At 71.7% G+C, this 19173-nt stretch carries 17 protein-coding genes and 1 tRNA gene; 12 read left to right on the forward strand and 6 right to left on the reverse strand.

Annotation, left to right across the window (positions count from 1 at the left end):
- Window positions 1-31: 31 nt before the first annotated feature.
- The 3 genes from QF030_RS21225 (at window position 32) to QF030_RS21235 (ending at window position 4483) form a co-directional block, all read left to right on the forward strand.
- On the forward strand, window positions 32-1498 hold the full coding sequence (locus tag QF030_RS21225; RefSeq protein WP_307164237.1) for an aminopeptidase P family protein: 1467 nt from the start codon (window positions 32-34) through the stop codon (window positions 1496-1498).
- A gap of 197 nt (window positions 1499-1695) precedes the next feature.
- Window positions 1696-3063, forward strand: a complete 1368-nt coding sequence (pdxR, locus tag QF030_RS21230; protein WP_307164238.1) for a MocR-like pyridoxine biosynthesis transcription factor PdxR — start codon at window positions 1696-1698, stop codon at window positions 3061-3063.
- Window positions 3064-3265: 202 nt separating this feature from the next.
- Entirely contained in the window at window positions 3266-4483 is a 1218-nt protein-coding gene (locus tag QF030_RS21235; RefSeq protein ID WP_307164239.1) for an MFS transporter, read from the forward strand.
- Window positions 4484-4749: 266 nt separating this feature from the next.
- Here the strand turns inward: QF030_RS21235 and QF030_RS21240 are convergent, their stop codons facing one another.
- The 3 genes from QF030_RS21240 to QF030_RS21250 all read right to left on the reverse strand — a co-directional run bounded on the left by QF030_RS21240 (window position 4750) and on the right by QF030_RS21250 (window position 7137).
- Window positions 4750-5583 carry a triphosphoribosyl-dephospho-CoA synthase gene (locus tag QF030_RS21240; RefSeq protein ID WP_307164240.1) on the reverse strand — a complete coding sequence of 278 codons (834 nt, stop codon included), beginning with the start codon at window positions 5581-5583 and terminating at the stop codon, window positions 4750-4752.
- A gap of 9 nt (window positions 5584-5592) precedes the next feature.
- A complete protein-coding gene (locus QF030_RS21245; RefSeq protein ID WP_307164241.1) occupies window positions 5593-6525 on the reverse strand; it encodes an intradiol ring-cleavage dioxygenase in 933 nt (310 codons plus the stop codon).
- A gap of 150 nt (window positions 6526-6675) precedes the next feature.
- Window positions 6676-7137 (reverse strand): ATP-binding protein, encoded by a 462-nt coding sequence (locus QF030_RS21250; protein ID WP_307164242.1) that lies wholly within the window; start codon window positions 7135-7137, stop codon window positions 6676-6678.
- Window positions 7138-7379: 242 nt separating this feature from the next.
- Here QF030_RS21250 and QF030_RS21255 point away from each other — a divergent pair, with 242 nt between their 5' ends.
- The 9 genes from QF030_RS21255 (at window position 7380) to QF030_RS21295 (ending at window position 17420) form a co-directional block, all read left to right on the forward strand.
- On the forward strand, window positions 7380-8231 hold the full coding sequence (locus tag QF030_RS21255; protein WP_307164243.1) for a hypothetical protein: 852 nt from the start codon (window positions 7380-7382) through the stop codon (window positions 8229-8231).
- 128 nt (window positions 8232-8359) lie between these two features.
- Window positions 8360-9112 carry a YcnI family copper-binding membrane protein gene (locus tag QF030_RS21260; protein WP_307164244.1) on the forward strand — a complete coding sequence of 251 codons (753 nt, stop codon included), beginning with the start codon at window positions 8360-8362 and terminating at the stop codon, window positions 9110-9112.
- Between the two features lie 141 nt (window positions 9113-9253).
- Window positions 9254-9904 (forward strand): SCO family protein, encoded by a 651-nt coding sequence (locus tag QF030_RS21265; RefSeq protein ID WP_307164245.1) that lies wholly within the window; start codon window positions 9254-9256, stop codon window positions 9902-9904.
- A complete protein-coding gene (locus QF030_RS21270) occupies window positions 9901-10380 on the forward strand; it encodes a copper chaperone PCu(A)C (protein WP_307164246.1) in 480 nt (159 codons plus the stop codon). Before QF030_RS21265 ends, QF030_RS21270 begins: the two co-directional genes overlap by 4 nt.
- A 14-nt stretch (window positions 10381-10394) precedes the next feature.
- Window positions 10395-12359, forward strand: a complete 1965-nt coding sequence (locus QF030_RS21275) for a copper resistance CopC/CopD family protein (protein ID WP_307164247.1) — start codon at window positions 10395-10397, stop codon at window positions 12357-12359.
- 8 nt (window positions 12360-12367) lie between these two features.
- Window positions 12368-13687, forward strand: coding sequence for an iron uptake transporter deferrochelatase/peroxidase subunit (gene efeB / locus QF030_RS21280; protein WP_307164248.1), 1320 nt, complete (start codon window positions 12368-12370; stop codon window positions 13685-13687).
- Window positions 13688-13790: 103 nt separating this feature from the next.
- On the forward strand, window positions 13791-14723 hold the full coding sequence (pheA, locus tag QF030_RS21285; protein WP_307164249.1) for a prephenate dehydratase: 933 nt from the start codon (window positions 13791-13793) through the stop codon (window positions 14721-14723).
- A 616-nt stretch (window positions 14724-15339) separates the two neighbouring features.
- Window positions 15340-16617: a serine--tRNA ligase gene (serS, locus tag QF030_RS21290; RefSeq protein WP_307164250.1), complete on the forward strand. Its 1278-nt coding sequence runs from the start codon at window positions 15340-15342 to the stop codon at window positions 16615-16617.
- Window positions 16614-17420, forward strand: coding sequence for an HAD family hydrolase (locus QF030_RS21295; protein WP_307164251.1), 807 nt, complete (start codon window positions 16614-16616; stop codon window positions 17418-17420). The genes serS and QF030_RS21295 overlap by 4 nt, the downstream gene beginning before the upstream one ends.
- Before the next feature lie 316 nt (window positions 17421-17736).
- Here QF030_RS21295 and QF030_RS21300 read toward each other — a convergent pair.
- The 3 genes from QF030_RS21300 to QF030_RS21310 form a co-directional block, all read right to left on the reverse strand.
- Window positions 17737-17821 (reverse strand) — tRNA-Ser (locus QF030_RS21300).
- A 283-nt stretch (window positions 17822-18104) separates the two neighbouring features.
- Window positions 18105-18347: an SGM_3592 family protein gene (locus QF030_RS21305; RefSeq protein WP_307164252.1), complete on the reverse strand. Its 243-nt coding sequence runs from the start codon at window positions 18345-18347 to the stop codon at window positions 18105-18107.
- Between the two features lie 97 nt (window positions 18348-18444).
- Window positions 18445-19164, reverse strand: a complete 720-nt coding sequence (locus QF030_RS21310) for an ABC transporter permease (protein WP_307164253.1) — start codon at window positions 19162-19164, stop codon at window positions 18445-18447.
- Window positions 19165-19173 lie beyond the last annotated feature (9 nt).

The following is a 19173-nucleotide window of genomic DNA, read 5'->3' on the forward strand; positions in this document are numbered from 1 at the left end:
ATGGAGGGGGTCCAGTGCCGTATCTAGGAGGATGACCGTGGCCGACGAACTCACCCCGGAGACCCCGGAGACTGAGTCTGAGGAGCCCATGAAGCAGCGGAAGAACGGCCTGTACCCAGGCGTCTCCGACGAGCTGGCCGAGAGCATGAAGTCCGGCTGGGCCGACACGGAGCTGCGTGACCTGGAACCGATCGCCCAGGCCGCCGAGACCGCCGCCCGCCGGGCCGCGCTCTCCGCGCGCTTCCCCGGCGAGCGCCTGGTGATCCCCGCGGGCAACCTGAAGACCCGCTCCAACGACACGGAATACGCCTTCCGCGCCTCCGTCGAGTACGCGTACCTCACCGGCAACCAGACGGAGGACGGCGTCCTCGTGCTGGAGCCCGTCGCCGGCGGCCACCGGGCCACGATCTACCTGCTGCCGCGCTCCGACCGCGAGAACGGCGAGTTCTGGCTGTCCGGCCAGGGCGAGCTGTGGGTCGGCCGCAGGCACTCGCTCACCGAGGCGGAGCAGCTGTACGGCGTCCCGGCCTCCGACGTGCGCGAGCTGGCGGACAAGCTGCGCGAGGCCACCGGCCCGGTGCGGGTCGTGCGCGGCTACGACGCGGGCATCGAGGCGGCCCTGACCGACAAGGTCACCGCCGAGCGCGACGAGGAACTGCGCGTCTTCCTCTCCGAGGCCCGCCTCGTCAAGGACGACTTCGAGATCGGCGAGCTCCAGAAGGCCGTCGACTCGACGGTCCGCGGCTTCGAGGACGTCGTGAAGGTCCTCGACAGGGCCGAGGCGACGAGCGAGCGCTACATCGAGGGCACGTTCTTCCTCCGCGCCCGCGTGGAGGGCAACGACATCGGCTACGGCACCATCGCCGCCGCCGGTCCGCACGCCTGCACGCTGCACTGGGTGCGCAACGACGGCCCGGTCCGCTCCGGCGATCTGCTGCTGCTCGACGCGGGCGTCGAGACCCACACGTACTACACCGCCGACGTCACGCGCACGCTGCCGGTCAACGGCCGCTTCACCGAGATCCAGAAGAAGATCTACGACGCCGTGTACGACGCCCAGGAGGCCGGTATCGGGGCCGTCAGGCCCGGCGGCAAGTACCGCGACTTCCACGACGCCGCGCAGCGCGTGCTGACCGAGCGGCTCGTCGAGTGGGGCCTGGTCGAGGGCCCGGTCGAGCGCGTCCTGGAGCTGGGTCTCCAGCGCCGCTGGACGCTGCACGGCACCGGACACATGCTCGGCATGGACGTCCACGACTGCGCCGCCGCGCGCGTGGAGTCGTACGTCGACGGGACGCTGGAGCCCGGCATGGTGCTGACGGTCGAGCCCGGCCTGTACTTCCAGGCCGACGACCTGACGGTGCCCGAGGAGTACCGGGGGATCGGCGTCCGGATCGAGGACGACATCCTCGTCACGGAGGACGGCAACCGGAACCTGTCGGACGGCCTGCCGCGCCGCTCCGACGAGGTCGAGGCCTGGATGGCCTCGCTGAACGGCTGACACATCGCTGATCGATGGCCGGGTACTGGTGAGTGCCCGGCCATTCACCTGTCCCGGAGGACTGCCGTACGGGAGGACATCTGCACGGGGCTTCCGTACGGGGCTTCTACCGGGGCTTTCGTACGGGGACTTCGGTAGGACCGCTGGCCGGCGAGGGGGCTTCCGTCCAGGGGCGTTTCTGTCTAGGGGGAGACTGCGTGAACGACTTCTGGTCCGGTGTCGGTGTCGACCTGCACCTGGATCCGGACGCTGCCGAAGGGCGGCGGGCGGGGCTGGAGCGGGCTCTGCGGGACGCCGTGCGGGAGGGACGCCTCGCGCCCGGCAGCCGGCTGCCCGCCACCCGGCGGCTCGCGGCCGAGACCGGCATCTCGCGCAACACGGTGAAGGCCGCCTACGACCAGCTCGTCGCCGAGGGCTATCTGACGGCGCGGCAGGGCTCGGGCACCCGGGTCGCGGCACTGCCGTCCGACGCCGCCGAACCGCCGGGCGCCGCCGCACGCGCGCGTGAGCCGCGTTTCGACCTGCGGCCTGGGAGCCCGGACGTCGGAGCGTTCCCGGCAGCGGCCTGGCTGCGCGCGTTGCGCCGGGCCATCGCGACGGCGCCCTCCCTGGCGTACGACTACGGCGACCCGCGCGGTCGCATCGAGCTGCGCACCGCCCTCTCGGGGTACCTGGGGCGGGCCCGGGGCGTCATCGCGCCGCCCGAGCGGATCGTGATCACCTCCGGATACGTGCAGGGCCTCGCGCTCCTCACGCGCGTGCTGGACGGCGTCGGGATCGCGATGGAGGACCCGGGGCTGCCCTTCCACCGCGAGGTCGTACGACGCAACGGCGGGACCGTGACGCCGGTGCCGGTGGACGAGCGGGGGGTGCGCGTCGGGGAACTGGGCGACGCCGGAGCCGTGGTCGTCACACCCGCCCACCAGTATCCGACCGGCGTGACGCTGCACCCGGGGCGACGACGGGCGCTGACGGAGTGGGCACGCGCGCGTGACGGGCTGATCGTCGAGGACGACTACGACGGGGAGTTCCGCTACGACCGGCAGCCGGTCGGCGCGCTTCAGGGGATGGCGCCGGGACAGGTCGTCTATCTGGGCACCGCCTCCAAGACGCTCGGGCCCGCGCTGCGGCTCGGCTGGATGGTGCTGCCGCCGCAGCTGGTGGACGCGGTCGCCGACGCCAAGCTGCACAGCGACCACCACACCGAGACCATCGGACAGCTCGCGCTGACCGAGCTGATCGTCGGCCACGCCTACGACCGGCACGTACGCGCGTGCCGGCTGCGCTACCGCCGCCGCAGGGACCTGCTCCTGGAACGGGTGGGCGCGCGGCGGGGGGTGCGTGGGATCGCGGCCGGGCTGCACGCGCTCGTGGAGGTCGACGACGAGGCGGAGGTGCTGGCCCGCGCGGAGGCGGAGGGGCTCGCGGTGGGCCGTCTCGGCGAGCACTGGCACACTCCCGGCGCGGGACACCCCCAGGGGTTGGTCGTGGGGTACGGGACCCCCCGGGAGCGGCTGTATCCGGAGGCGCTGGACGCGCTGACGAAGGTCCTGGGCCGTAACTGACCGGGATCGGAACCGGACGGGGACTGACCGGGATCGGAACCGGACGGGGACTGACCGGACGGGGACTGACCGGACGGGGACTGCCCGGAAGGGGCCGGAGCGTAAGGGGCCGGAAAGCGAGCGCGACCGTCCGGATTGGGCCAGTACTGCGGTCCGTGATTGGTGCTGTCGAGCGGCCCACTGCGCCTCTAGCGTCATCGGTATGTCGAAGACTCGCCCCGCGCGGCTGCTCGCGCTCGCCCAGTTGAGCAACTCGGTCGGGGACGGCGCGTACTACACGACGTCGGCCCTGTACTTCACCCGGATGATCGGTCTCGCCCCCGCGCGCGTGGGCCTGGGACTCACCCTCGGGTGGGCGGTCGGCTCGCTGGCCGGGGTGCCGCTGGGGCGACTCGCCGACCGGCGCGGGACACGCGGGACGGCGGTGCTGCTGGCCCTCGCGACGGGGCTCGCGGTGGCGTCCTTCACCCTCGTACGGGGCTTCGTGCCGTTCGTGCTCGTGGCGTGCGGGTACGCGGCCGCGCAGTCGGGGCTCGCGGCGGCCCGACAGGCCCTGCTGGCCGGGCTGGTGCCCGCCGGGGAACGGACGGGGCTGCTCGCACGGCTCCAGGCGACGCTGAACGCCGGTCTGGCGGTGGGCGCCGGGCTCGGCGGGCTCGCGCTGCACGCCGGGACGCGGGAGGCGTACCTCGGGGTGTTCGTGGTCGACGCGGTGAGCTTCCTGCTGTGCGCGTCGCTGCTCGCCCGGCTGCCCCGGGTGGCTCCCGGGGCCGTCCGGGCGCGCGGGAGCGGCCTGGGTGTGCTGCGGGACCGGCCGTACGCCCTGGTGGCGCTGCTGAACACCGTGCTGCTGCTGCGGATGCCGCTGCTGAGTCTGGTGCTGCCGCTGTGGATCACCGAGCGGACCGGGGCGCCCGCCTGGCTGGTCTCCGCGCTCTTCGTGCTCAACACGGCCGTGGTGACGGCGTTCCAGGTGCGGGCGGCGCGTGGCGTGACGGGGCTGGCGAGCGCCACGCGCGCGGTGCGTCGGGCGGGCTGGGTGATGGGCGCCGCCTGCGCGGTGTTCGCCCTGTCCGCGGGTGCCTCGCCATGGGTGGCGGCGGGCGTGCTGGTGCTGGGGTCGCTGCTTCAGGTGGTCGCGGAGATGGGTCAGTCCGCGGGCTCCTGGCAGCTCTCCTTCGACCTGGCCCCGGCCGACCGCGTCGGCGAGTACCAGGGCTTGTTCGGCACCGGCGTCACGGTGGCCCGCACCCTCGGACCGCTGGTCCTGACCTGGCTGCTGGTCGAGTGGGGCACGCCGGGCTGGCTGCTGCTGGGCGGGGCGATGGTCGCGGCGTCGTACGCGATGGGTCCGGCGGCCCGGCGGGCCGCAGCCGGCCGGACGACCGGGCCGTCGGTCATGTCGGTCCCGGCGAGCTGACGACCCCGCACACTCTTCACGCGCGTGTGCCCGCCCGGCGCCCGCCTGCGCAGCCCTGAGCAAACCCTGCGACGGCCTCCGCCCGCCCGAGCCCAACCGGCGTCCGCCTACGCAGCCTTGGGCCCGCCCACCCGTCCGCACAGCCCTGAGCGCTCTCTGGAGCAACCCGGAGGCTGCCGCCTTCACCCACCCTCGACGCGCCCGATGCCCGATGCCGTCACCCGTCACCCGTCACCCAACCCCGACGCCCGTCGTCGGTGTCCGGCTCAGGCCGCCCGGGTGAGTGCGGTGACCGGTAGGAAGTCCACGAAGAGCGCGCCCGCCAGGAGGCCCGCGCTGCCGCGTGGGCTCCACGCGCGCGCGTGGAGGTCGGTGTCGAGGTCGGACAGGGCCGCCCGGCCTGCCGGGGTCGCTGTGCCGCCCGCCTCGAGGATCCCGCGGGCGCCGGCCTGTACATGACGCAGTCCCAGGGGGCCCGCGGTGTGCAGGAGTTCGGTGTCCTGGAGGGTGGACATGATGGTGAGCAGGGCGTCGAGCCGTGCGTCGGCCTCGTCCGCACCGGCCGCGCGGGCCGCTGCGAGCGCGTCCAGGGCCCGCCGTACGTGCGGGAATCCGGCGCGTGCCTCGCCGCGGGCACCGGCGGCGCCGTACTTCGCCGAGACCGTCGCACCCCGCGAGGGGCGCCGTGGGGCGGCCCGGTCGGGATGGGCGGCGATCCGCTTGGCGGTCGCGGCGACCTCGACGCCCCGCGCGCGGGTGTCCAGGGCGGCGGCCGCGACCAGCAGGCCGAGCGTCCACAGCGCACCCCGGTGCCCGCCGCCGGCGAGGCCCACCGAGTGTTCGGTGCACCTCCCGATCGCGCCCAGCTCCGCGCGGAGCCGGGGCGTGGGTTCGCCGGTGCGGCGGGCGGCCGCGGCCATCGCCGCGAGGCCGGGTGCGAGCGCCTTGGCCGACCAGCGCAACCCGCAGTGGTCCTTGCGGGTGACGCGGGCGGCCAGGTCGCGTGGGTCGGGCAGGCCCGGCTTGGGAGCCAGGGCCAGTTCCCCGGTCAGCGCGGCCACCGCGGCCTGCGCGAGCGCCTCGTCCTCACGACTTGTCATGTACCGACCCTATGAGGAGGCGGAGGCCGACGGGGCGCCGCTCGGCGGGGTGCCCGTCGGGGCGCCGCCGCTCGGGGGCGTCCCGCCGCCCCCGCCGCCCGCTCCGGTGTTCTCGGCGTCGGGGTCGACGCCCAGGGTGATGGATCCCTTGTAGCCCTTGGAGGGGTCGGCCTTGTGCACAGCCTTCAGGGTCAGCAGGCCGCTGGCGGTGCCACCGCCGTCGTAGACCATGTCGTTGTCGAGGGTGGTGTAACTGCCGGAGTGCCGGGAGTAGGGCTCCAGGGTGAAGATCTCCTCGGCGATGTCGTCGGGGAAGAAGAGCTGGCCGGTGTAGTTGACCTTGCCGCCCTCGTAGGTGCCGTCCTCCTTCTGGCCGCCCGTGTGCACCTTGAGGTGGATGTGGCAGGTGCGCGGGGTGTACCAGCCCGGGAAGATCGTCTCGAACTTGACGACCCCGTTGGCGTTGGCGACCTGGTAACCGCGCAGGTAGGTGTCGTCGTCGGCGGTGGAGCCGTCCTCGCTCTCCGCCGGGGCCGAACCGCCGGGGTTGGCGGTCGTGTAGCCGGAGTAGTAGCCCCAGGCGTCGCAGTGCCAGATCTCGACAGCGGCTCCGGAGACGGGCGTACAGCCGTCGGTGGCGTCGACGACGGTGAGACGCAGGGTCAGCGGCACACCGCTCTTGCCCTCGGTGATGTCCTTGCGCACCAAGGCGCCATCGAGGTAGTAGGGGCCTTCCGTGACGCTCGTCATCAGCGTCATGCAGCTGCTGCTCGTGGAGGTCGAGGTGGCGGACGCCGACACGCTCGCCTCGGCATCGGCGGCCGTGTCGGCGAACGCCGACTGGTAACCGGCGACGGCGAGCCCGCCGGCCGCGACCGTGCCGCCGGTCACCGCGAGGGCGCGGCGCCGGGTGAGGGTGGAGTCCTTGTGGTTTCCCGTCATGGACATGAACGTAGGAAGGTCACCCGTCAGCGACATGGGGGAACGCTGAGAGCGACCTGTGAGTGCTGAGAAAGCTGAACTCCGGCTCCACGAAAGGCCACTGCCGGCCCTGACCGGCCGGGATCGACGCCCGTCCCGTCCGACGAACGGTCAGACCGCCATGAGGGGAGCGTCCTTGCGCCACTTGAGGATCTTGTCGAAGCTCACCACCGCGCCGCTGCGCCCCGGCTTGTTGCCGATGTGGACGTGATCGGCGAGTTCCTGGATGAGATAGAGACCGCGGCCCTGCTCGGCGTAGGTGTCGTGGTGGACGGAGCGGTCGACGCGGGTGGTGCGCCCGCCGGCGAAACCCGGCCCCGAGTCCGCGACTTCGATGCGGCACTTCTCGCCGTCCAGATAGGCGGTGACGCGGTACGCCTCCGAACAGCCGCCCCGCGCTGCGCCTCCGCCGTGCTCGACGGCGTTGGCACAGGCCTCGCTCAGGGCGACGGAGAGGTCGTAACTGACGTCGGGATCGACGCCCGCCGTCTCCATGGTGCCGAGCAGCAGGCGGCGGGCGAGCGGCACGCTCGCGGCATCGCGCCGCAGATGGAGTGACCACCAGATGCTCATGCTCCAGCCTCCAGGCCGCGGCTCGACATACCGATACGTATTGCCCCTCAAGGCCCTGTGTAAGCGTGAATTCCACGTGATGCCGCCCATATGGGGGATGCCTGCGGCCCTGAAATCGGTGTATGTAGGACTCACGGTCATCAGTCGCACCAGTCACAACAGAAGCTGATCTTCCGCATCGTACGGAATCTTGTGGACCTGCCGTATGGACGCGGTGAGGCCAGTGCGATGATGAGCCCGCCATGTCTGCCCCCCACAGCGCGCGCTCAGGTCGCGATCTACGGCTGCTGCGGACCGCGGTGTTCGCCGCGGTCTGCGTCGTGCTGGCCGCGGCCGGGCACACTTTGGCCTCGTGCGCCACGGTTCCGCTGTGGACACTGGGAGCGGGTTTCCTGGGCGCCGTCGCGGTCGTGCTGCCGCTCGCCGGACGCGAGCGGTCGTTGCCGGGCATAGCCGTACTGCTCGCGGTCGGGCAGACCGTGCTGCACACGCTGTTCGGACTCGGCCAGCACGCCGCCTCCGTCTCGGCTTCCGCCTCCACCACGGCCTCGGCCGTGTCCGACGCCACGCTCGTCGAACGGGCGGCCCGGCTGGTGTGCGGCGCCACGGCGGCCGCGATCAGTCCCGCCCAGGCCCAGCGGATCCTCGTCGACGCGCGGCTCTACCCGAGCACCGGGGCCGGTACGGACATGAGCGGGATGAGCGGGATGGGGACCGCGCATCATCCCGCGGACGCCCTGACCACCGCCGGCACCTCGATGTCCCTGCTGCCGTCCCTGCCCATGCTGCTCGGTCACGTCCTCGCGGCCGTCGCGGCCGGATGGCTGCTGCGACGGGGCGACAAGGCCGTGCTGCGGCTGCTCGCCCTGTCGGCCCACGGTGTCGCCGAGGGGGCCCTCGTACGCTCCCTGCGCGGGGCGCTGGCACTGGTGCGCGCCCTGCTCGCCGGACTGCCCGCCGCACCCGGAGCGGCACCGCGCGTCCCGCGCACCGCCCTGCTCGCGGCGACGCCGGTCCCCCGTACCACCGCACTCCAGCACTCGGTGATCAGGCGCGGCCCGCCGGCCGTATCCCTTCTCGTCCTCGCTGCCTGACACGACACGACCAGCACTCCACCGCATCCGGGGGGAACGGCCGCCGTCGTGCGGCACGCGCGCGTGCGCATTTCCGTGCCCACGCCTCTCCCACCCGCAGATTCACTCAGAGTGGAGTGCTCGCTGTCATGAAGGTCTCTCGTACCGCCTCCCGCGTCGCCGCCGCCGCTGCCGTCGCCGGTTCCGCCGTTCTCGTCCTGTCCGCGCCCGCCTTCGCGCACGTCAGCGTCGCCGCCGAGGGCACCGCCGCCAAGGGCGGCTACGCGGTCGTCGACTTCAAGGTTCCCAACGAGCGGGACAACGCCTCGACCACCAAGCTCGAGGTCACCTTCCCGACCGACCACCCGCTGGCCTCCGCGATGCCCGAGCCGATCAACGGCTGGAAGATCGAGGTCACCAAGGCGAAGCTCGCCAAGCCCATCGAGCTGCACGGCAAGCAGATCTCCGAGGCCGTCTCCAGGATCACCTGGACCGCCACCGCCAAGGGCATCGAGGCCGGCTACTTCCAGAAGTTCCCGGTCTCCATCGGCGCGCTCCCCGAGGACGCCGACGAACTCGTCTTCAAGGCGGTCCAGACGTACTCCAACAAGGAGATCGTGCGCTGGATCGAGGTCCAGGAGGACGGCGCAGAGGAGCCGGAGAACCCGGCCCCCGTGCTCGCCCTGGCCGCCGCCTCCGAGGACGAGCACTCCCACGGCACGACCGCCGACGACGCCTCCGACGACGCCAAGGCTGCTTCCTCGACGACCGACGCGGCCTCCGACTCCGACAGCAGTGACACCACCGCCCGGGTCCTCGGCGTGGTCGGCATCGTCGTCGGCGCCGCCGGGGTGGCGTACGGCGTCCTCGCCGGCCGTCGCCGGACCACGAACGAGGCCTGAGCCCCACCTCCCGCGTCGGGCGGCCGCCGTCGCCCGACGCCTGCTCCTCGACGGTGCGCACCCGGGTCGTACGCCCTGTCGTACATCTCGCCCCGTACACCCCGGTGCGCGCCGGAGTTCACACATCTGGGACATTTTCCTATGCGCAAGAAGACGTTCGCCGTGGCCGCGCTGTTCGCCGCCGCCACTCTCACCCTCTCCGCCTGTGGCAGCGGCGACAGCGGGAGCAGCCCCGTCGCCGCCGTCTCCGAGGACGGCAAGCAGCAGGCCGCGACCGTGCTCGACCAGCCCTTCACCAAGCCCGACCTGGTCCTCACCGACACCCGGGGCAAGAGCTACGACCTCCGCAAGGAGACCGCGGGCCACCCGACGCTGATCTACTTCGGCTACACCAACTGCCCGGACGTCTGCCCGCTGACGATGAACAACATCGCCGTCGCCAAGAAGCAGCTGCCCAAGGCCGAGCAGGACGCGCTGCGCGTCGTGTTCGTCACGACCGACCCCGACCGCGACACCCCGGCCGCCCTCGGCACCTGGCTCAAGGGCATCGACCCGCAGGCCGTCGGTCTGACCGGGAAGTTCGCGACCATCCAGGCCGCCGCCCGCACCCTCGGCATCTCCGTCGAAGCACCGCACAAGGACAAGAACGGCAAGATCGTCTCCACCCACGGCACCCAGGTCGTCGCCTTCTCCCCGAAGACGGACGGGGGCTACCTCCTCTACGGCGAGGACGCCACCGTCGACGACTACACCAAGGACCTCCCCAAGATCGTCAAGGGCGCGAACCCGTGAGGCCTGTCCGGCCCGCCGGGCCCGCACGGCTGCTCGCCGTACCCACCGCCGTGATCACCGGGGCGCTGCTGCTCTCGGGGTGCGGGTCCGACTCCGACGGGCGGGCCGAACTGTCCGTGCAGGCCGCCTACATCCCGCAGCCCGCCTCCGACACCATGGCCGCCGGTTTCCTGACCGTCGTCAACAAGGGCGGTACGAAGGATGAGCTGACCTCCGTCACGAGCGCCGCGGCGGACAGCGTCACCCTCCACGAGACCGTCGGGTCGTCGATGCAGGAGGTCACGTCCCTGGACGTGCCCGCGCACGGTCAACTCGTGTTCAAGAGCGGCGGAAACCATCTGATGTTCGAGAAGCTGAAGAGCAGGCCGGTGCAGGGCGGGACGGTGACCGTCGAGCTGCACTTCGCCGTGTCCGACCCCGTCGCGGTCGAGATGCCGGTGAAGTCCGCCACGTACAACCCCAAGACCGGCCACTGAGGGAGGGGACCACCTTGACGCAGACCATCGCCCCGCGCGTCCGGACGCTCGTGCTGCTGTTCCTGGCGGTCACCGGCGCGCTCCTGGCCGGCGCCGGGCCCGCATCCGCGCACGCCGCGCTGACCGGCAGCGACCCCGCGCAGGGGGTGGTGGTCGACAAGGCGCCCACACAGGTGTCGCTGACCTTCTCCGAGACCGTTTCGATGAACGACGACTCGCTGCGCGTCCTGGACCCCAAGGGCGCCCGGGTCGACACCGGAAAACCGTCCGAGGTGAGCGGCACCACCTACGCCGTGCCACTGCACTCCGGGCTGCCCGACGGCACCTACACGGTGACCTACCAGGTGGTGTCCGCCGACAGCCACCCCGTCGCCGGCGCCTACACCTTCTCCATCGGCTCCCCCTCCGAGACCAGCGTCTCGGTGTCCGACCAGGAGGCGGGAGGCGGCGTGGTCGGCCGGCTCTACGACTTCGGCCGGTACGTGTCGTACGCCGGGTTCATCCTGATGACCGGCGGGGCCGCCTTCGTGCTCGCCTGCTGGCAGCGCGGCACCGGAGTACGGGCCCTGCAACGGTCCGTCGTCTCGGGCTGGGTCGCGATGACCGCGGCCACCCTGTTCCTGCTTCTCCTGCGCGGCTCCTACACCGGCTCCGGCAGGCTCGGCGATGTCTTCGACCTCGACCTCCTCGGCGAGGTCCTCCAGACCAAGACGGGCGCGGCTCTGGTGTCGCGACTGCTCCTGCTCGCCGCGGCGGCGCTGTTCATCGCCGTGCTCTTCGGCGCGTACGACAAGCGCGAGGGCGAGGAGAAGCGGGACCTCGCCTTCGGACTCGCCATCGGCGGAACCGTCGTCGCCGCCGGGCTCGCGGCCAGCTGGGCCATGGCCGAACACGCCTCGACCGGACTGCAGCCGGGCATCGCGATGCCGGTCGACGTGCTGCACCTGCTGGCGGTCGCCACCTGGCTCGGCGGACTCACCGCGCTGCTCATCGCCCTCTACCGGGCGCCCGCCGACCGGCCCGTCGAGGCCCCCGCCGCGCGCCGCTTCTCCCGGCTGGCCTTCGGCAGCGTCCTCGTCGTGGTCGCCACCGGCACCTACCAGTCCTGGCGCCAGCTCGGCTCCTGGTCCGCCTTCACCGACACCCGCTACGGCCAGCTGCTCCTCGTCAAGATCGGGCTCGTGGCGCTGCTCGTCGGCGTCGCGTCGATCTCGCGGCGGTGGACGGCACGGCTGGCGGACACGACGACCAAGGAAGCGGTACGGGATTCCGCACCCGAGAAGGAGCGCGTCACGGCGTCGGCCGGGACCGGCGACACCGCGAAGCAGACGTCCGGCGGCGCCGAGCCCTCATCCGGCGATCCCGAGCCCGGCTCCGGGAACGCCGAGCGGGCCGCGCAGCTCGCCCGGCAGCAGGCCGCCGTCGACGCCACCCGGCAGAAGCGGCTGCGGGACTCCGACACCCACCGCTTCGGCCTGCGCCGCTCGGTGCTCGCCGAGGCAGGCATCGCCGTGGTGGTGCTCGCCGTCACCACCCTCCTGACGTCGACCGAACCCGGCCGTACGGAGCAGGACGCCGCCGCGGCCAACCGGACCTCGTCCTCCGCCTCCTCGTCCTCCGAGGGGGACACCGCTTCGGGTGCCCTGACCCTGGACATGTCGTTCGACACCGGTGGTACGGACGGCAAGGGAGTGGTCAGCGTCGACCTCGACCCCGCGCTCACCGGCGCCAACGAGATGCACGTCTATGTGACCCGGCCCAACGGCCGCGCCTTCGACGTGCCCGAGGTCAAGGTCGCCTTCACCCTCGAGGCCAAGGACATCGGGCCGCTGCCCGTCGTCCCCGACCACATCACCACCGGCCACTGGTCGGCCTCCGGGGTCCAGCTCCCCGTGGCCGGCGAGTGGGAGATCTCCGTGACCGTACGGACCTCCGACATCGACCAGGTGACCGTCTCCAAGAACGCGCAGATCGGCTGAACCGCCCCATGCCCGACCAGTCCATTCCGCAGTCCCTGCCCGAGACCCGTACACCCGTGGACGCAGCAGAAGGCGCCTCCTCGGAGCCCCCCTCCCCCGAGCGGGCCTCCGAGGGGCTGACCCGGCGCAGGCTGCTCGGCACCGCCGGAGCCACCGGGCTCGCGCTCGGTGCGGTCGGCGGCGCCGTCGGCTACACGGCCGCTCCCTCACAGGCGACACCGCTGTCCTCGATCGGCTCCGGCGAAGCGATGTTCCACGTGAAACATCAGCCGGGCATCACCCAGGGCCTCCAGGCCCGCGGCCATCTCGTCGCCTTCGACCTCGCGGCCGGCGCGGGCCGCAAGGAGGCCGCCGCGCTGCTGCGCCGCTGGTCGGAGACGGCCCGGCGGCTGATGGCGGGCGAGGCCACCGCCACCGGCGACACCGGCGTGGCACAGGACGCGGGGCCCTCCTCGCTGACGGTCACCTTCGGTTTCGGCAACAGCTTCTTCGCCCGCACCGGCCTGGAGAAGCAGCGTCCGGTCGCCCTGGACCCGCTCCCCGAGTTCTCCTCCGACCACCTCGACAAGGCGCGCAGCAACGGCGACCTGTGGGTGCAGATCGGCGCGAACGACGCCCTGGTGGCCTTCCACGCCCTGCGCGCCATCCAGAAGGACGCGGGGGAGGCGGCCAAGGTCCGCTGGCAGATGAACGGCTTCAACCGGACGCCGGGCGCCACCGCCCATCCCATGACGGCACGCAATCTGATGGGCCAGCTGGACGGCACCCGCAATCCCAAGCCGGCCGATCCGGACTTCGACCAGCGCATCTTCGTCCCGGCGCAGAGCACGAAGGACCCGGCCTGGATGGCCGACGGCTCCTACGCCGTCGTACGCCGGATCCGCATGCTCCTCGACGACTGGGAGAAGCTGCCGGTCACGGCACAGGAGCAGGTCATCGGGCGCCGCAAGGCCGACGGAGCCGCCCTGTCCGGTGGCACCGAGACGACCGCGATGGACCTGGAGAAGACCGACGCGAACGGGGATCTGGTCGTCCCCATCAACGCACATGCCCGTATCACCCGCCCCGACCAGAACGGCGGAGCGGCCATGCTGCGCCGGCCCTTCTCCTACCACGACGGCATCGACCCGGACGGCGCCCCCGACGCGGGCCTGCTGTTCGTCTGCTGGCAGGCGGACCCGTTGCGCGGCTTCGTCACCGTGCAGCGCAAGCTGGACCGCGGCGACGCCCTGTCGAAGTACATCCGCCACGAGGCGAGCGGCCTGTTCGCGGTCCCGGGCGGGGCGGCGGAGGGCGAGTACGTGGGCCAGCGCCTGCTGGAGGCGTGAGTCCGGGAACGGGAAGTTACGCCTCCCGGGGCGGATTCATTCCTGCGTGGGGCTGTCATGAGACACGTACCCCTGCTTCGGCAAGGGCCATTAGGGTGAGGTCATGCCAGCGAGCTATGCGTATCTCGGCCCCGAGGGCACCTTCACGGAGGTCGCCCTGCGCACGCTTCCGGAGGCGGCCACCCGGCAGCTGATCCCGTACGTGTCGGTGCAGTCCGCGCTGGACGCGGTGCGTACCGGCGAGGCCGAGGCCGCGTTCGTGCCCATCGAGAACTCCGTCGAGGGCGGGATCACCACGACCCTGGACGAGCTGGTCGCGGGCACACCGCTGATGATCTACCGCGAAGTGCTGCTGTCGATCACCTTCGCGCTGCTGGTCCGGCCCGGCACCGAGCTCACGGACATCAAGACGGTCTCCGCGCATCCGGCCGCGCAGCCGCAGGTGCGCAACTGGCTGAAGGCGAACCTGCCCGAGGCGGCATGGGAGTCGGCCGCCTCGAACGCGGACGCGGCCCGGCTGGTCCAGGAGGGCCGCTACGACGCCGCCTTCGCGGGCGAGTTCGCGGCCGCCCGGTACGGGCTGACCGCCCTGGAGACCGAGATCCACGACGCCGAGAACGCCCAGACCCGGTTCGTGCTGGTGGGCAGGCCCGCTCGGCCCGCGGCACCGACCGGCGCGGACAAGACGTCCGTCGTCCTGTGGCAGCGCGACGACCACCCCGGCGGCCTGCGCGACCTGCTGGGCGAGTTCGCCACCCGGGGCGTCAACCTCATGCTGCTCCAGTCCCGCCCGACCGGCGCCGGTATCGGCAACTACTGCTTCTGCATCGACGCCGAGGGACACATCTCCGACCGCCGGATGGCCGAAGCCCTCATGGGGCTCAAGCGAATCTGCCGTGAGGTGCGCTTCCTGGGTTCGTACCCGCGTGCGGAAGTCAGCGCGGCGGACGTGGCGGCTCCACTGCCAGGAACCTCGGACCTGGAGTTCGTCGCGGCGTCGGACTGGGTGGCGCGCTGCCAGGACGGCCGGTTCTAGCAGCCGCTCCGATGGGGTCCGGGAGCCGCTCCGGCCGGGTCCGGACCCATTCCGGCTGGTTGCGGGAGCCGTTTCGGCCGGTCCTATCTGCACATCTTCGTTATCCACAGAAGTTATCCACAGGGCCGCTTCTCGACCTGGGGACAAGTCGACAACGAAGTGCCCTTCAGTCGACAAATCGCCCTGCGGCGCCCCACTGCGGCACCCGCCCCCCGGGCCACCCTTCGTCCACCTGTTTCCTTCGATCAATCCTTTGGGCGACCCATTTCCACCCGAAAGTGGGTCCGAGCCAGGTTTGGGCAAGGAATTACCCACCCGACACAGCGGTATCGGAATGATCAATTCCAATATCCACAGATCTTTCGCACACCCTGTGGATAACTATTCCGGGACCGGAGCCGCCTGTGGACAACATCGACCCCCAAGTCCCCGCCGCCGCAAGGGAATCAGGTCAACGGGACGCCCGCCGCATGCCCCGTCCCAGGGAGTGAGACACTTTATATTGACACGCTGGGCAATTCGCACATAACGCACCGTAAGCCATGATTCGGACCCGGCCGCGCACGGTGCGGAATGGTGTCGTGAGCCGCAACCCCGCACGGGTAGCCTTGGCCGCGTGATTGACCTTCGCCTGCTCCGTGAGGACCCCGACCGTGCGCGCGCTTCCCAGCGTGCCCGTGGAGAGGACGTCGCGCTCGTCGACTCCCTCCTGTCCGCCGACGAGCGGCGCAGGTCGTCCGGCGTCCGCTTCGACGAGCTGCGCGCCGAACAGCGGTCGCTCGGCAAGCTCATCCCCAAGGCCTCCGCGGACGAGAAGGCCGAGCTCCTGAAGAAGGCGAGCCAGCTCGCCGCCGACGTCAAGGTGGCCGACGCCGAGCGCGACGCCGCCGACGCCGAGACCCAGGAGCTCCTCCAGCGGCTCGGCAACCTCGTGCACCCCGACGTGCCCGTGGGCGGCGAAGAAGACTTCGTCACCCTGGAGACGCACGGCACGATCCGCGACTTCGGCGCCGAGGGCTTCGAGCCCAAGGACCACCTGGAGCTCGGTCAGATCCTCGGCGCGATCGACGTCGAGCGCGGCGCGAAGGTCTCCGGCTCCCGCTTCTACTTCCTCACCGGCGTCGGCGCCCTGCTGGAGCTGGCCCTGGTCAACGCGGCGATCGCCCAGGCCACGGCCGCCGGCTTCACGCCGATGCTCACTCCGGCGCTGGTGCGACCCCAGTCCATGGCGGGCACCGGCTTCCTCGGGCAGGCGGCCCAGGACGTCTACCACCTCGACAAGGACGACCTCTACCTGGTCGGTACCTCCGAGGTCCCGCTCGCCGCGTACCACATGGACGAGATCATCGACGCGGACCGGCTGCCGCTGCGCTACGCGGGCTTCTCGCCCTGCTTCCGCCGCGAGGCCGGCTCGCACGGCAAGGACACCAAGGGCATCTTCCGCGTCCACCAGTTCGACAAGGTCGAGATGTTCTCGTACGTGACGCCCGAGGACTCGCAGGCCGAGCACCAGCGTCTGCTGGCGTGGGAGAAGCAGTGGCTGTCCGCGCTGGAACTTCCGTTCCGGGTCATCGACGTCGCCTCCGGTGACCTCGGCTCCTCGGCGGCCCGCAAGTTCGACTGCGAGGCGTGGATCCCGACCCAGGGCAAGTACCGCGAGCTGACCTCGACCTCGGACTGCACCGAGTTCCAGTCCCGCCGGCTGTCGATCCGCGTCCGCGAGGGCAAGAAGGTCCGCCCGCTGGCCACGCTCAACGGCACGCTCTGCGCCGTCCCGCGCACGATCGTCGCCATCCTGGAGAACCACCAGCAGGCCGACGGTTCCGTGTACGTGCCCGAGGTGCTGCGCCCGTACCTCGGCGGCCGGGAGATCCTGGAGCCGGTAACCAAGTGACCGCCGCGTTCCCCTACCGCCTGGTCGCGACCGACCTCGACGGGACGCTGCTGCGCTCCGACGACTCGATCTCGCGGCGCACCCGCGACGCCCTCGCCGCGGCCACCGCGGCGGGCGCCGCGCACATCGTGGTGACCGGCCGGGCGGTCCCGTGGACCCGGCACATCCTCGACGATCTCGGCTACGACGGCCTCGCGGTCTGCGGCCAGGGCGCCCAGGTCTACGACGCCGGCGCGCACCGCCTGCTGACCTCGGTGACCCTGGACCGGCAGCTGGCCGGTGTCGCGCTGGCCAAGATCGAGGCGGAGGTCGGCCCGCTGTACCTCGCGGCCAGCCGTGACGGTCTGGACGGAGACGTGCTGGTCGGCCCTGGTTACGCGGTCACCGGCACCCTGCCATCGACACCGTTCAAGGATGCGTCCGACCTCTGGTCGGCCCCGCTGAGCAAGATCTACATACAGCATCCCGAGCTGTCGGACGACGCACTGGCCGCGGCGGCCCGGAAGGCCGCGGGGGGCTTCGTCACGGTCGCCATGGCCGGCGCGGGCATCGTGGAACTGCTCCCCCTGGGCCTCTCCAAGGCCACGGGGCTCTCCCTGGCGGCCCGCCGGCTGGGCCTGAAGGCCGCCGACACGATCGCCTTCGGCGACATGCCCAACGACATCCCGATGTTCGCCTGGGCGTCCCACAGCGTAGCCATGGCCAACGCCCACGAGGAACTGAAGGCCGTAGCCGACGAGGTGACCGCCTCGAACGACGACGACGGCATCGCCGTAACCCTGGAAGGCATGCTGCCCACGTAGGCAGCGCGGGCACCCGACCGCCGCAAGCGATCACGACCCGGCTCACGCAAACCAACGGCCCCGCGAACTCCCGCCGATCGCCGCAAGCGATCCCGAACCGGGTCACGGAAACCACCGGGCCGGTGAGCTCGCGCCGATCGCCGTAGACGATCAGGGGCGCGGGGGATCTGCGCGGGCCGCCACGACGGGCCCGCACCGGAAACCCACCAGCATCACCCGGCAACCCGGCCCCCCGCAACGGGGCAACCCGGCCACCCGACGGCGTCGGGCCGAGCCATCGGCACGACCATCGCCACGTCCCAGTGCCAACGCCTCGCGGAGGATGCACGGATCGAACGTGCGCGGGGTCACCCCCGACCACGGCTTAGCAAGCCGGTGCCTTGCCTCTCGGCCAATCCTCCGGGTGGGCGGCCCACGCGAGAGCGACAATCGCGTGCTCGAAGCGGCCGCCCCGGGCAGCTCCCCAGTGCGGGTCGGGTTCGACGGAGGGCTAACTACTCCGGAACCCGCCCCTGGCTGCCCTGAAGGGAACTCGACGGACTGCCGTGCATGGACATCGTCGAGCTCCTCCCGGTCTCTACCGCCGGAACCCTTCCGGCCCTGCGGGTACAACCACTGTGCCCGCAGGACGAGTTGGGCGCCACCGAATAAAACGCCCGTGCGAGGACAGGGACCGAGCGGCGACTACCGGCGGCGCCACCTGCGCCGACGTGCCTTGCTGAAGAACCAGCCCGCGGGCGGCTCGTCGGAGCGCCAGGGCTGCGGCTCCGGCTCCTCCGCCCGCCAGCGTGCGGCCAGCATCCGGGCCCGGGCGGACGGTTCGGACGTCTCGGCGGTGCGTATGAAGTCCTCGTCCAGCACGAGGTCGTTCCAGACCTCGTCCTCGGGCCGCTCGCGACCGCCGCTCCCCGGCTCGTCGTCCGCCATCCCCGTCCTCCTAGCCATGTCCGTTCGGCCCAGTGTGCCGGGGCGCGGGTGAAGCCGCCGTCAAGACGGCCCACCGCTCCCGCCCCGACAGGGCGGGTCACTCCTCGCCGGCGAGTGTCAGCGACCGGAGCTTCTGTCCCGCGTACCAGGTAGCCAGCACGGTCACCACGACCAGCAGTACCGTCGCCGTGGTCAGTCCGACGTCCGAGGTGACGAGGTCACCGCCCGCCACCTTGTGGGCGACGGCCAGCGACCACTGCTGGACGCTGAGCGTGCGCGCGCCCGGTACCAGGGAGCCGAACAGGGCCTCCCAGACGAGGGCGTAGACGAGACCGAAGACCACCGCGTGCCGGGACACCGTGCCCAGCAGCAGGAAGACCGCCGCATAGGCGATGGAGGAGACCAGCGCGGCCACTGTGTAGGCGACGGCGATCTGCTGGCCGTTGCCGTTGAGGATGAAGCCGGCGATGAGCGTGGGCAGCGCCGAGAACACCATCGTCACCGCGATCGCCACGATCAGCTTGGTGAAGATGATCGTCGGCCGCTTCAGCGGCTTGGACAGCAGGTACACCACGGAGCCGTCGTCGATCTCCGGGCCGATCGCGCCCGTGCCCGCGATGACGCCGATGATCGGCACCATGGTGGCGAGCGCGAGTCCGCCGAGCAGGTCGGACGCCGTCTGGTCGTCGGCGCCGGCGAGACCGCGCACCACCACGGAGATCGCGATCAGCAGGAGGGGCAGGGCGCCCAGGATGAGGGCCCGGCGTCGGCCGAGCAGAGCCCGGTATGTGAGCCGGGCGACTGTGGGGTCGTACATCAGGGCCTC

This window comes from Streptomyces rishiriensis (assembly GCF_030815485.1).
Lineage (GTDB): Bacteria > Actinomycetota > Actinomycetes > Streptomycetales > Streptomycetaceae > Streptomyces > Streptomyces rishiriensis_A.